This window comes from Microbacterium sp. NPDC003461 (assembly GCF_053588335.1).
This window is the reverse complement of the sequence record NZ_JBSFPT010000029.1, coordinates 1-12,943: the sequence shown is the minus strand read 5'-3', so window position 1 is coordinate 12,943 and position 12,943 is coordinate 1. Positions and strand designations below refer to the sequence as shown.

Here is a 12,943-nt window from a genome sequence, read left to right as displayed (position 1 = left end):
AACGAAGGCCGCCCCAGCGGCCGAAGATGAAGCGACCACAGCAACCCCCGGCACGGGGCACGACCCGGTTGCGGTGGTCGCTTCATCTCCGCGGCTTCGCCGCTCCGTTCAGCAACCGATGGGTGCAACCGATCGGTGCGACCCCACGGTTGCTGAACGAAGTGAGCGCCAGCGAACGAAGATGAAGCGACCACAGCAAGATCGCTCGTCGGCCGGACGAGCGAAGCGAATCGAGGCCGTGCGGCGTCTACAGCGCGAGGCGGTCGCGGACGACGGCGGCGAGCTCGTCGGCGTGGCGCTGTGCCGTCGCCTCGTCGGCGGCCTCGACCATGACGCGCACGAGCTGCTCGGTGCCCGAGGCCCGCAGCAGCACGCGCCCGGTCGAGCCGAGCTCGGCCTCCACCGCGCGCACGGCGGCCTGCACGCCCTCGTCGTCGGCGCAGCGCGCCTTGTCGACGTCGCGCACGTTCACGAGCACCTGCGGGTACACGGTCATGATCGACGCGAGCTCGGCCAGCGAGCGGCCCGTGCGCGCCATCTCGGCCACGAGGTGGAGCCCGGTGAGCACGCCGTCGCCGGTCGTGGCGAACTCGCTCATGATGACGTGGCCCGACTGCTCGCCGCCCAGGGCGTGCCCGCCCTCGCTCATCGCCTCGAGCACGTAGCGGTCGCCGACCGCGGTCTGGACCACCGTGATCCCGCGTTCGCGCATGGCCACGTGCAGGCCGAGGTTGCTCATGACGGTCGCGACGAGCGTGTCGTTCGTCAGCTGACCTCGCTCGTGCATCGACGCGGCGAGGATCGCCATGATCTGGTCGCCGTCCACGACGCGGCCGTTCGCGTCCACGGCGAGGCAGCGATCCGCGTCGCCGTCGTGCGCGATGCCGACGTCGGCGCCCAGGCGCACGACGGCCTCCGTGAGGTGCTCGAGGTGGGTCGATCCGACGCCGTCGTTGATGTTGAGGCCGTCCGGATCGGCCCCGATGACGGTGACGGTGGCACCGGCGTCCCGGAAGACGTCGGGCGAGACGCCGGAGGCCGCGCCGTGGGCGCAGTCCAGCACCACGTGGATGCCGTCGAGCCGGTTCGGCAGCGAGGCCAGCAGGTGCATGAGGTAGCGGTCCTCGGCGTCGGAGAACCGCCGGATGCGCCCGACCTCGGCGCCCGTGGGCAGCCAGCGCTCGCGGTCGAGGTAGCGCTCGATGCGCTGCTCGACGACGTCGGGCAGCTTGACGCCGCCGCGCGCGAACACCTTGATGCCGTTGTCGGGCGCGGGGTTGTGGGACGCCGAGATCATGATCCCGAAGTCGGCGTCGAAGTCGCCGATGAGGAACGCGAGCGCGGGGGTCGGGATCACGCCGGCGTCGTAGACGTCGACGCCCGACGAGGCCAGGCCCGCCGAGACGGCGGCCGAGAGGAACTCGCCCGAGACGCGGGGGTCGCGCGCGATGACGGCGCGCGCGCGTCGGCCGGCGGCGCGACGCGCCTCGGCCGCCCGCCCCTGGCCCAGGACGACCGCGGTCGCCTGGGCCAGGGAGAGAGCAAGGTCGGCGGTGAGGGTGCCGTTGGCAAGCCCTCGCACGCCGTCCGTGCCGAAGAGCGGCATCGGAGCCGGTCCGATCAGCGCTTCGAGAACTGCGAGGCCTTGCGGGCCTTCTTGAGGCCGGCCTTCTTGCGCTCGATGACGCGGGCGTCGCGCGTGAGGAACCCGGCCTTCTTCAGGGTCGGTCGGTTGTTCTCGCGGTCGATCTCGTTCAGCGCACGGGCGATGGCGAGGCGCAGCGCGCCGGCCTGGCCCGAGGGGCCGCCGCCCGAGATGCGGGCGATCACGTCGTACGCGCCCGTGAGGTTGAGCACGGTGAACGGGTCGGTGATCAGCTGCTGGTGCAGCTTGTTCGGGAAGTAGTCCTCGAACGTGCGGCCGTTGATCGTGAGGGTGCCCGATCCGGGGACCAGGCGCACGCGCGCGATGGCCTCCTTGCGGCGGCCCACGGCCGCGCCGGGGACGCTGACGACGGGGCGGGGCGCCTCGGCGGCGACCTCGGCGTCCGGGGTCTCGGTCGAGTAGTTCTGCGGGAAGTCGGTGGTGTCGTTCGCCACGATGAAGTCCTTAGCTGCGGCGGCGCTTACTGCGCGACCTGGTCGAGGGTGTACGTCTTGGGCTGCTGGGCGGCGTGCGGGTGCTCGGCACCGGCGTACACCTTCAGCTTGGCGAGCTGCTGACGACCGAGGGTGTTCTTCGGCAGCATGCCGCGGATCGCCTTCTCGACGGCGCGGACGGGGTTCTTCTCCAGGAGCTCGGCGTACGAGACGGACTTGAGGCCGCCCGGGTAGCCGGAGTGGCGGTAGGCCAGCTTCTTCTGCAGCTTCTGACCCGTGAGCGCGACCTTCTCGGCGTTCACGATGATCACGAAGTCGCCCATGTCCATGTGGGGGGCGAAGGTCGCCTTGTGCTTTCCACGCAGGAGCGCGGCGGCGTGCGAGGCGAGGCGGCCGAGGACGACGTCGGTGGCGTCGATCACGAGCCACTCACGCTGAGCCTCACCGGCCTTCGGGGTGTAAGTGCGCGTCACAGTAGTGCTGCTTTCTGTTCGAACGGAGACGTTCGTGAATCCCGCTCCTGTGGCTGTTCCGGACCGGACGGATCCGGAACCCGCACGGTGGAGGGCTCACGTTCGCGGTGCCCGCAGTGGACACCAAAGAGTCATCCTATCGCACGAGGGCCCGATCCGCGAACCGCGTGGGGCCGGCCCCTCCACGCCACCCCCGCCCGACCCGCGCCCGCCCGCCGCCACGGCCTCCGCCCCGGCCCGGCCGCGCGCCACGGCCCGGCCGCGCGCCACGGCCGGGGGCGGCTCGTCACGCGGTCCGACCCCACGCCCGCCCCCGGCCCCGCGCGCGCCCCCGCGCCGGAGACACCGGCGCCCGGCCGGGGCCCGATGCCCTGCGCCCGGTCCCGGCCCGACACCCCGCCCGCCCCCGGCGCCTCACGCGGCCCGCGTCGGCGGTCCCCATCGCCACCGCAGGGGCGACTGGGGGCGCAGCTCGATACCCGGCCCGTCGGGCGGATGCAGCATCAGCGGACCGGTGCCATCCCGCCGGATGCGATAGCCACGGTGATGCAGGTTCATGTGGTGGTATCTGCACAGCAGCACGCCCCGCTCGACATCGGTGCGCCCCTCGTGAGCCGCCCATTCGTCGATGTGATGGGCTTCGCAGTACGACGCGCGCATCACGCAGCCCGGCCACAGGCACCCGCCGTCGCGCACGGCCAGCGCGATCCGCTGCCTCGGGGTGAACAGCCGCTGCTCGCGCCCCACGTCGAGCGGCTTGCCGCAGCTGTCGACGGTCACCGGCACGGTGCCGGCGCTGCAGATCGCCTGCTCGACCGCCGCCGCCGGCACGGTCTCGCCGCCGTCCTCGAGGTGCCCCACCCCGGCAGGCCGCCCGGAGGCGTCGCGCGCCTCGAGCTCGTCGTTCACCACGACGAGTCGCACGCCGGGCTGCCGCGCGCCGAAGACCTTCTCGGCCTCGGCCGTGGCGCCCGCCTGGAGCACGTCGATCAGCAGGTCGTAGGCGAGCTGCTCGTTCGAACGGGGGTCGTCGACCAGGTCGCGGGCCTTCTCGGCCTCGGCGGCGTCGACGAACCGCGGCCCGCCGCGCCGCGGCCGCAGGGCGGAGTCCATCATCGCCCGCATCCACGCGCCGCCGTGATCGTCGAAGCGCAGCTTCGCGTGGTGGATGCCGTCGCCGTCGGTCCACATGCGGAACGAGCGCGCCTCGTGTCGCGCGAGGTACCGCGCCTGCGCTCCCGACGGGTCGAGCCGGTCGCGCATCTGCCGCCCGGCCGCCGCGAGGTCTTCCACCGTGCGGATCGCCGCCTCGTCGAGGAGCTGCTCGGCCGCGACGCGCCACGCCTCGATGGTTCCCGCCGTGGCACCGTCGGCACCCGGCTCGACGGGCGGCTCGCCCAGCCCGCGCAGGATCGCATCGGCCTGCGCCGTCGTCACCCGCCCGCCGAGCAGGGCCGCGTCCACGGGCGCGTGCCAGGGCAGCTCCATCCCCGCTCCCGCAGAACCGCCCTCTCCCGCCGAACCGCCCGGCCCTTCCGCCCCATCCCCGAACACACCGGGCTCGCCGGCACCCGCACCCGCCGATCCCGCACCCGCAGCACCCGCTGATCCCGCCGCATCCGCATCCCCCGCACCCGCCGCCGCCGCCGCCGCGAGACGCGGGTCGCCGACCGCCGCCGTCTGCAGCAGCGACTCGCCCACCCGCACCCGCTTCGCCGCGTCGGCGCGGGACGACCCCGACACCTCCTGCAGCAGCGCCACGGCGTTCCGATGCCCGCGCGCCTGCGCGAGGCCGCCGTGCCCCGCGTCGCGCGTCGACCTCGACGCCGCCACGCCCGCCGCGATCGTCTGCAGCCGCTCGCCCACGCGCATCAGCTCGGCTCCGAGCTCGGCCAGGCGCACCACCACCTCGTCCGACTGCCGCGCGGCATCGGCGACGTCGATCGCGGCGAGCGCCGCCACGGCGTCGATCCGCTGCTCGAGGTCGGTGAGGAAGTTCATGCTCCGATTCTTCCCCGGACCTCCGACATTCGAAGCCGGATATCCCCACGCCAGAGCGGAAATCGAAGATCCGTGGATAACTCATCCCGACGCGCCCCTGTGGACGAACCCCGCCCCTCACGGCACCCGACCCCAGCCATCCGACCGCGCCACCGCCGCACACCGCGATCCGCTCCCGCGGTCGACACCCGGAAGCCCCCACCGAACGATCCGCCCGGCGCGGCTACCCTGACCGGGATGCCCTCCCGACTCGCCCGAACCCGCATGCTCACGCTGACCGCGCGCGCGGCGCTCGCCCCGTACCTCGTCGCGCTCGCGCTGATCGTGTGGCTGCCCGCCGACCAGGCCGGCCGGGTCACCGGCGTCGTCGCCGCGGCCGCCCGGCTGCTCGTTCCCCTCGGCGTGCCGTTCGACGTCGGCTACACGGTGCTCGAGTTCCTGGCAAACGTCGCGCTGTTCGTGCCGTTCGGGGCGCTGCTCGTGTGGAGCTGGCCGCGTCTGCGGCCCTGGCACGTGCTGCTGCTCGGCCTGGGCACGAGCGTGGTGATCGAGCTCGTGCAGTTCGCGATCCCCTCGCGCTTCCCCACGCTCAGCGACGTCGTCGCCAACGGCACGGGTGCCCTCGTCGGCGCCGTCCTGGCCCGCCTGCTCACCCGCGCCGCGCCTGCCCACACGATCCCCGGCCGGTAACGGGCAGCCCCCAGCGCGCACCCACCGGCGGCGCCCGTCGAGGCGGGCGTGCTTGAATACCCCGGTGGACAGCGAGAACCGCCCCGTAAGCCGCCGCGAAGCACGCCAGCAGCGTCGGGACGTCGAGCCCGCCCCGGCCCCGCGAGACGACGACGCCGAGACGACGGCGCTCCCCGCCGAGCACGACGCATCCGCCGCCGACGCACCCGCCGACGCATCCGCCGACCGCCCGAAGCGATCCCGCCGGTGCCTGTGGATCTGGCTCACGGTCGTCGCGGTCATCCTGGCCCTTCTCGTGGCCGGCGGCCTCGCGGCCAAGCGCCTGTACGACCAGGCGATGGGCGTGCGCGCGCAGCTCGAGTCGGCGATGACGGATGTCGCCGAGGTGCAGCGGGCGGTGCTCGCAGGCGAGTCGGATGCGGCCACCGCCGCGGCGAGCCAGCTGAGCACGAAGACGCGCGCCGCGGTCGCGGGCACCAGCGGCACGCTGTGGGGCCTGGCCGAGGCCGTGCCCTTCATCGGCGACGACCTCGCCGCGGTCCGCCTGGTCGCCGAGGCGACGGATCACCTAGCCGCCGAGGTGGTCACGCCCGCGGCGTCGATCAGCCTCGACACCTTCCGCCCGCAGGACGGCCGGATCGACGTGCAGGCGGTCGCGGATCTCGTCCCCCTCATCGACCGGATCGACGCCGGCGTGAACGACGCGGTCGACACGCTGGCCCCGATCGACCGATCAGCCCTCATCTCGCAGGTCGCGGGCGGCGTGAAGCAGCTGGACGACGCCCTCTCGGAGATCCAGCCGATGATCCAGCCCGTGCGCGACGTGGCGAGCGTGCTGCCCAACGCGCTGGGCGCCAACGGCCCGCGCGACTACCTGCTGATGTTCCAGGGCAACTCGGAGGCACGGAGCCTGGGTGGGAATGCGGCCTCGTTCATGGTCCTGCGCGCGGAGGACGGCCGACTCGCGATCGTCGATCAGGCAAGCAGCTCCGACTTCCAGCAGCCGCTCCCGGAACCTGTCGTTCCCCTCGATGAGGCAGCCGTCAATATCTATGGCGACAAGATCGGCCGCTACACGCCGGACTTCACAATGGTGCCGGACTTTCCCACCGCAGCGGGCATTCTCCAGGGCTGGTGGGCACGTGAAGGCCGCGGCGACGTCGACGCCTTCATGTCTTTCGACCCGATTGGGCTGTCGTATCTTCTGCCCGCAATCGGCCCGGTGACTCTTGCCACGGGTGACGTGCTGACGCCCGAGAACGCGGCGCAGCTGCTTCTCAACGAACCGTACTTCCGTTTCAACAGCCTCGAACAGAACGCGTTCTTCGCAGTGACGGCAGCTGACCTCACGGGCGCGCACGCCGAGCTGATGGCGTCGGTCGGCCCGGCGACCGATCTGGCGACGCGCGTGACGCAGGCGATGGACCGCGCGGTCGACGTGCTCCCGGCCGAGCAGATCGACGCCGTGCGCGCGGCGGCGGGCGGGCTCTCCGACGAGGCCGGGCGCGCGGGCGCCGTGGCGCTGCCCGCCGACCTCGAGGTGCCGGACGACCGGCCCGCGAGCATCGCGCAGGCCGAGGAGGAGATCGCCGCGACCGAGGAGCGCGCCGCCGCCGTCACCGCGGCGCGCGACGGGATCGATGCCTCATCCGACGCGCTGGCCGGGGCCCACGCCGCGCTCCTCGCCGCGCTCGACACGGCCTACGGCACGCTCGCCGGCGTGGCCGAGGCCGAGCACGACGCCAACCCGCTGCCGGCCGCGTACCTCCACGAGGCCCTCGACGTCGCCGCCGACGCCGTGCTCGCGGCACGCGCGGCGGGCGGCGAGGGCCTGGCCGAGCTCGACGAGTTCATCGCCGCCGTCGACGTGCTGCGGCAGGAGCAGGCGCGGCTGGCCGCGCTCGAGGCGGCGGACGACGGCATCGGGTACACGCCCGTCACGCCGCCGTCCTCCGGCGGGGGCGACACGGGCGGCGGTACCGGCACGGAGACGCCCGCCCCGACGGATCCGCAGCCGACCGATCCGTCGCAACCCACCGAGGAGCCCGTGCCGCCGCCCGACACCGGCACGGAGTCGGGGGACGGCTCGGGCGGCGCCTGAGCGCGGATCGGGACGCGTCGCGATCCGGTCGGCATCGCGATCCGTCGGTATCCGGCGGCCTCGCGATCCGGTCGGCGTCGCGATCCGTCGGTATCCGGCGGCCTCGCGATCCGGTCGGCGTCGCGATCCGTCGACGCCGCGGTCGGGTCAGAGCGCCTCGCCGTGCCCGCGGCGGTACTCGGCGGTGACGAGGATCGGCAGGTGGTCGCTCGATCCCTGCGGCAGCGTGACGACGTGCTCGATGGACAGGCCGCGCGAGGTGACGAAGTCGTAGTGCCCGCGGAAGAAGCGGTAGCGCATGTAGGTGCGCGAGTCGCTGAGGGTGAGGTCGTAGCCGCGCCGGCGCATCCGCTCGCCCAGGTTCTCCTTGAACACGGGGTAGTTGTAGTCGCCCACCATGAGCGTGGGGGTGCCGGGGCCCAGCCGCTCGAGCGCCTCGAGCGCCGAGCCGATCTGCGAGCGGCGCAGGGAGTTCAGCGCCGTGAGCGGCGCGGCGTGGAACGACGCGACCGTCACCTCGCGGCCGGCGTCGATGTCGTGCAGCTGCACGCCGAGCACCCGCTCGTGCGCGGGGCGCAGCACCATGTCGTGCAGCGACTTCTTGAGCCCCAGCGACGCCGTGTCCTTCAGCCGGAACGCGTTCTCGCGGTAGTACACCGCGAGGCCCAGCCGGTTGCGGTCGGTGGCGGCGGCCAGGCGCATCTCGTCCACGCGCTCGGGCAGCGCCGCGACGTCGGCCTCCTGCAGGCACAGCACATCGGGCTCGTGCCGTTCCTCGAGCTCCTCGAGCTCCGTGGCCGCGCGATGCTTGCGCAGGTTGTATGACAGCACCTTCACGGCGTCCACGCTACGCGCCCCGCCTCAGCGCGAGGTACGGGTTGACCCCGATTCCGGTGAGACAGCAAATGCGCGCCGAGACAGTGGCGTCTGCACGCGGTCTCGGCGCCCAGATGCTGTTTCGCGGCTCACTCGCGGTCGCGGCGGTTGCGCGTGCGCTCGGCGCGGGCGGCGAGCTGGTCGTCGGCCGGGTAGCCGACCTCGGTGAGCGTGAGCCCGCGCGCCTCGAGCACCTTGAACGCGCTCGTGCGCTCCTGCGCCTCGCGCAGCACCTGCAGGTCGGCCGGGGCGAGCTTGCCCTCCCCCACCGCGACGCACGCGCCCACGAGCGCGCGCACCATGCTGTGGCAGAACGCGTCGGCCTTCACGTTCGCCACGAGCACGCCGCCCTCGTCGCGCCGCCAGTCGAACTCCAGCAGCGTGCGGATCGTCGTGGCCTCGGGCCGCGGCTTGCAGTACGCGGCGAAGTCGTGCAGCCCGACCAGCCCGCGCGCTGCCTCGTCCATGGCGGCCTCGTCGAGCGTCGCGCGCACGCGCGCGGTGCGGTGGCGCTGCAGCGGGTCGTATCCGGATCGCGTGTCGGCGACGCGGTACTCGTAGCGGCGCCACGACGCCGAGAAGCGCGCGTCGAACCCCTCGGGCGCCGTGGACGTGCGCAGCACCGCCGCGTCGGCGTAGTGCCCCAGCACGCCGGCGAGGCGACGGGCGATGACGGCGGCCGGATCGGCGCCGGCCGGCGCGGGGTGTGCCCGGCGCCGCTGGGTCATGCGCGCCCACTGATCCTCGGTGAGATCGGCGTGGGCCACCTGGCCGGTGGCGTGCACGCCGGCGTCGGTGCGGCCGGCCACCACGAGCAGCACGGGCGAGCCCGCGATGCGGGTCAGCGCCGCCTCGAGCGTGCCCTGCACCGTGCGCAGCTTCGGCTGCCGGGCCCAGCCCTTGAAGTTCGTGCCGTCGTACGCGATGTCGAGCCGGATCCGGCGGGCCGGGGCGTCCGGCTCCGGCTCGCCCTGGCCTCGGCTCGCTTCGCTCGCTCGGCCCGCCTCCGCTCCGGCGCTGCGCGCCTCCGGTCGACGAGCGGGCAACGGTTCACGAGGAGATCCCGGTTCCAGAGGACCGCCGGCGGCCGGATCGTCCTCGCCAACGGGGATCGCCGCGCTCACAGGCGCCCCAGGGCGGCGATCACGACGCGGGCGGATCGCTCGGCGGCGTCGTCGACGTGCGTCTCGAACTGCTCGGCCGTCGGCGCGCACAGGTCGCTCACGCCGCGGGCCACGGCGAAGCGCGCACCGTGGTTGTGCGCCACCTGCGCCACGGCCGCGGTCTCCATGTCGACCGACAGCAGCTCGGGGAAGTCGCGGCGCAGCGCGTGCGCCAGCTCGACCGTGACGAACTTCTCGCCGGCGCCCATCGCGCCGATCCGCACGCCGTTGCCACCGCCGAGAGCATCGAGAAGGACCGGATCGGCGGCGTAGCGGGCGGGCATGCCGGGGGTCTGCCCGAGCACGTACCCGAAGGCCCGCGCGTCGGCGTCGACGTTCACGGCCTCGGTGCCGACGATCACGTCGCCCACCGCCACGGCACTCGCCAGGCCGCCCGCCGTGCCGGCGCCGATGAGCGCGACGTCGGGCCCGTAGCGGTGGATCGCGCCCGCGGCGGCGTCGGCGGCGTTGACCATGCCGATGCCGGAGACGACGAGCACGACCGTGCGCCCGCCCAGCACGATGCCGCGATGCACGGCGCGCCCGATCCGGATCGGCTCGCTCGCCTCCGCCGCGGCCTCGAGGAACGGGGCCGCCTCCTCATCCATCGCCACCTGGATCACGTACGTCGTCACGCTTCGAGCCTATGCGCTCGCACCGGCCCGCCGAGTTGCGCTGGTCGCTTCATCTCCGCGCCTGCGGCGCTCCGTTCAGCAACCGATGGGGTGCGACCGATCGGTGCGACCCCACGGTTGCTGAACGAAGTGAGCGCCAGCGAACGAAGATGAAGTGACCACAGCAAGTCCATGACGGTTGCGGTGGTCGCTTCATCTCCGCGGCCTCCGGCCGCTCCGTTCAGCAACCGATGGGGTGCGACCGATCGGTGCGACCCCACGGTTGCTGAACGAAGTGAGCGCCAGCGGACGAAGATGAAGTGACCACAGCAAGTCCATGACGGTTGCGGTGGTCGCTTCATCTCCGCGGCCTCCGGCCGCTCCGTTCAGCGACCGATGGGTGCAACCGAACGGTGAAACCCCACGGTTGCTGAACGAAGTGAGCGCCAGCGGACGAAGATGAAGCGACCTCAGCAAGTCCATGACGGTTGCGGTGGTCGCTTCATCTCCGCGGCCTCCGGCCGCTCCGTTCAGCAACCGATGGGGGCTTCAGACCCCGCGGAGCCGCTGGATCAGCTCGTCGGCGGCGTCGAGCTGGCGGGCGAGCTTCTCGCGGCGCTCCTGCGCGTCGACCACGAAGGTCTCGAGCGCCGCCCGCGCCGCGGGATCGCGCGGGTCGGCCGCGAGCGCGTCGCGCGCGGCGAGGACCTCGCCCATCTACTCGAGCGAGAAGCCGAGCGGCTTCATGCGGCGGATGAGCAGCAGGCGCTCGACGTCGATCTCGGTGTAGAGGCGGAAGCCGCCGGCGGTGCGGTCGCTCGGGCTCGCGAGCCCGATCTCGTCGTAGTGCCGCAGCGTGCGCAGCGACAGCTCGGTGCGCTCGGCGACCTCGCCGATGTGCATCGTCTCCGCCATCCTCGCCCTCTCCCTTTTGATCCAACCCTCCCGTAACGGTAGAGTTGCCGCGGCGCGCTCGCGCCGATCCGGCGCCGTCGCCGATCCCATCATCCCGCCCCGCCCCTGGAGGACGCATGTCCGCGCCCGCGCCCGACCGCTACCGCCCGCGCCCCTCGGTGCGCGAGGCCCTGCGCTCCCCCAAGCTGCTCACGCGCGAGGTGCTCGCCGGTCTCGTCGTCGCCCTCGCCCTCATCCCCGAGGCCATCGCGTTCTCGCTCGCCGCGGGTGTGGATCCGCAGGTGGGACTGTTCTCGTCGATCGTCATGGCGATCTCGATCGCGTTCCTCGGCGGCCGGCCGGCGATGATCACGGCCGCGACCGCCGCCGTCGCACTCGTGATCGCGCCGGTGAACGAGCAGTACGGCCTCGACTACCTCCTCGCCACGGTCATCCTGGGCGGCGTCATCCAGGTGCTGCTCGGCGTGCTCGGCGTCGCCCGGCTCATGCGCTTCATCCCGCGCAGCGTGATGGTCGGCTTCGTGAACGCGCTCGCGATCCTCATCTTCATCGCGCAGCTGCAGCACTTCGAGAACGCGCCGTGGCTGGTCTACCCCATCATCGCCGCGAGCCTGCTCATCCTGTGGCTGTTCCCCAAGCTCACGACCGCCGTCCCGGCGCCGCTCGTCGTGGTGATCGTGATGTCGCTCGTCGTGCTGCTCGCCGACATCGAGGTGCCCACCGTGGCCGACATGGGCGAGCTGCCCTCGGGCCCGCCGCTGTTCTTCCTGCCCGACGTGCCGCTCACGCTCGAGACGCTGCAGATCATCGCGCCCTACGCGTTCGGCATGGCGGCGGTCGGCCTGCTCGAGTCGCTCATGACGGCCAAGCTCGTCGACGACGTGACCGACACCCACTCGAACAAGACGCGCGAGTCGTGGGGCCAGGGCGTCTCGAACGTGCTGTCGGGCTTCTTCGCAGGCATGGGCGGCTGCGCCATGATCGGCCAGACCATGATCAACGTGAAGGTCTCGGGCGCCCGCACGCGCATCTCCACCTTCGCCGCCGGCCTGTTCCTGCTCGTGCTCGTGTGGTTCCTCGGGCCGGTGATGGCCGTCATCCCGATCGCCGCGCTCGTCGCGATCATGATCATGGTCTCGGTGCTCACGTTCGACTGGCACTCGATCCGCCCCGCCACGCTGCGGCGCATGCCCAAGAGCGAGACGATCGTGATGCTCTTCACCGTCATCCCCGTCGTCATCACGCACAACCTGGCCGTCGGCGTCGTCATCGGCGTCGTGACCGCCGCCGTGCTGTTCGTGCGGCGCGTGGCGCACTTCACGACGGTGACGCGGCGCGTCAGCGACGACGGATCGACGGCACGCTACGACGTGGACGGCGAGCTGTTCTTCGCCTCGTCGAACGACCTCACGACGCAGTTCGCCTACGCGGACGACCCGGATCGGGTGGTCATCGACATGTCGCGCTCGCATGTGTGGGACGCCTCGACCGTCGCGGCCCTCGACGCGATCGTGCACAAGTACGGCCAGCGCGGCACGACGGTGGAGATCGTGGGCATGAACGACGCCAGCGGCGACTTCCACGGCCGCCTGACCGGCAACCTGCCGTAACCGCGGGCGGCCGCCTGCGGTTTCGCTTCATCTCCGCGCCTGCGGCGCTCCGTTCAGCAACCGATGGGGTGCAGCCGAACGGTGAAACCTGCCGGTTGCTGAACGAAGTGAGCGCCAGCGAACGAAGATGAAGCGACCACCGCAAGTCCATGACGGTTGCACTGGTCGCTTCATCTCCGCGGCCTCCGGCCGCTCCGTTCAGCAACCGATGGGCGCAACCGATCGGTGAAACCCCATTCAACCGATGGGTGCAACCGATCGGGCGCCCCTCCACAGCAGCCGATCGCTGTGCGAGCGCGAAGCGCGAGCGTGCGGCCAGATGAGCGACGAGAACCGCCCCTCGCTCGATTCGAACCGGGGGTTCTGGGACTTCCTGCGACCGCGGGCGGCCGCGCCGAGC

At 72.6% G+C, this 12,943-nt stretch carries 10 protein-coding genes and 1 pseudogene; 3 read left to right on the top strand and 8 right to left on the bottom strand.

Going from position 1 to position 12,943, the window contains the following annotated elements:
- Positions 1–247: 247 nt before the first annotated feature.
- From glmM to ACWDR7_RS10845, 4 genes are all read right to left on the bottom strand, one after another.
- Positions 248–1,606: a phosphoglucosamine mutase gene (gene glmM / locus ACWDR7_RS10860; protein WP_449854909.1), complete on the bottom strand. Its 1,359-nt coding sequence runs from the start codon at positions 1,604–1,606 to the stop codon at positions 248–250.
- A 14-nt stretch (positions 1,607–1,620) separates the two neighbouring features.
- Positions 1,621–2,100, bottom strand: a complete 480-nt coding sequence (gene rpsI / locus ACWDR7_RS10855) for a 30S ribosomal protein S9 (RefSeq protein ID WP_449854908.1) — start codon at positions 2,098–2,100, stop codon at positions 1,621–1,623.
- Positions 2,101–2,126: 26 nt separating this feature from the next.
- Positions 2,127–2,573 carry a 50S ribosomal protein L13 gene (gene rplM, locus ACWDR7_RS10850; RefSeq protein ID WP_449854907.1) on the bottom strand — a complete coding sequence of 149 codons (447 nt, stop codon included), beginning with the start codon at positions 2,571–2,573 and terminating at the stop codon, positions 2,127–2,129.
- Positions 2,574–2,987: 414 nt separating this feature from the next.
- The gene (locus tag ACWDR7_RS10845; RefSeq protein WP_449854906.1) at positions 2,988–4,574 is read right to left on the bottom strand and encodes a DUF222 domain-containing protein; all 1,587 of its coding nucleotides are present in this window, start codon (positions 4,572–4,574) and stop codon (positions 2,988–2,990) included.
- A 237-nt stretch (positions 4,575–4,811) separates the two neighbouring features.
- On the opposite strand from ACWDR7_RS10845, the gene ACWDR7_RS10840 reads away from it, so the two are divergent.
- Together ACWDR7_RS10840 and ACWDR7_RS10835 are read left to right on the top strand one after the other, a co-directional pair.
- Entirely contained in the window at positions 4,812–5,264 is a 453-nt protein-coding gene (locus ACWDR7_RS10840) for a VanZ family protein (protein WP_449854905.1), read from the top strand.
- A gap of 64 nt (positions 5,265–5,328) precedes the next feature.
- A complete protein-coding gene (locus tag ACWDR7_RS10835; RefSeq protein WP_449854904.1) occupies positions 5,329–7,365 on the top strand; it encodes a DUF4012 domain-containing protein in 2,037 nt (678 codons plus the stop codon).
- Positions 7,366–7,512: 147 nt separating this feature from the next.
- Here the strand turns inward: ACWDR7_RS10835 and ACWDR7_RS10830 are convergent, their stop codons facing one another.
- The 4 genes and pseudogenes from ACWDR7_RS10830 to ACWDR7_RS10815 form a co-directional block, all read right to left on the bottom strand.
- Positions 7,513–8,202: an endonuclease/exonuclease/phosphatase family protein gene (locus tag ACWDR7_RS10830; RefSeq protein WP_449854903.1), complete on the bottom strand. Its 690-nt coding sequence runs from the start codon at positions 8,200–8,202 to the stop codon at positions 7,513–7,515.
- A gap of 128 nt (positions 8,203–8,330) precedes the next feature.
- Entirely contained in the window at positions 8,331–9,179 is an 849-nt protein-coding gene (gene truA / locus ACWDR7_RS10825; RefSeq protein ID WP_449854928.1) for a tRNA pseudouridine(38-40) synthase TruA, read from the bottom strand.
- 182 nt (positions 9,180–9,361) lie between these two features.
- On the bottom strand, positions 9,362–10,039 hold the full coding sequence (mtnN, locus tag ACWDR7_RS10820; protein WP_449854902.1) for a 5'-methylthioadenosine/S-adenosylhomocysteine nucleosidase: 678 nt from the start codon (positions 10,037–10,039) through the stop codon (positions 9,362–9,364).
- A gap of 528 nt (positions 10,040–10,567) precedes the next feature.
- A pseudogene (locus ACWDR7_RS10815) lies at positions 10,568–10,933 on the bottom strand (MerR family transcriptional regulator).
- Between the two features lie 116 nt (positions 10,934–11,049).
- Here ACWDR7_RS10815 and ACWDR7_RS10810 point away from each other — a divergent pair.
- Positions 11,050–12,543 carry a SulP family inorganic anion transporter gene (locus ACWDR7_RS10810; RefSeq protein ID WP_449854901.1) on the top strand — a complete coding sequence of 498 codons (1,494 nt, stop codon included), beginning with the start codon at positions 11,050–11,052 and terminating at the stop codon, positions 12,541–12,543.
- Positions 12,544–12,943 lie beyond the last annotated feature (400 nt).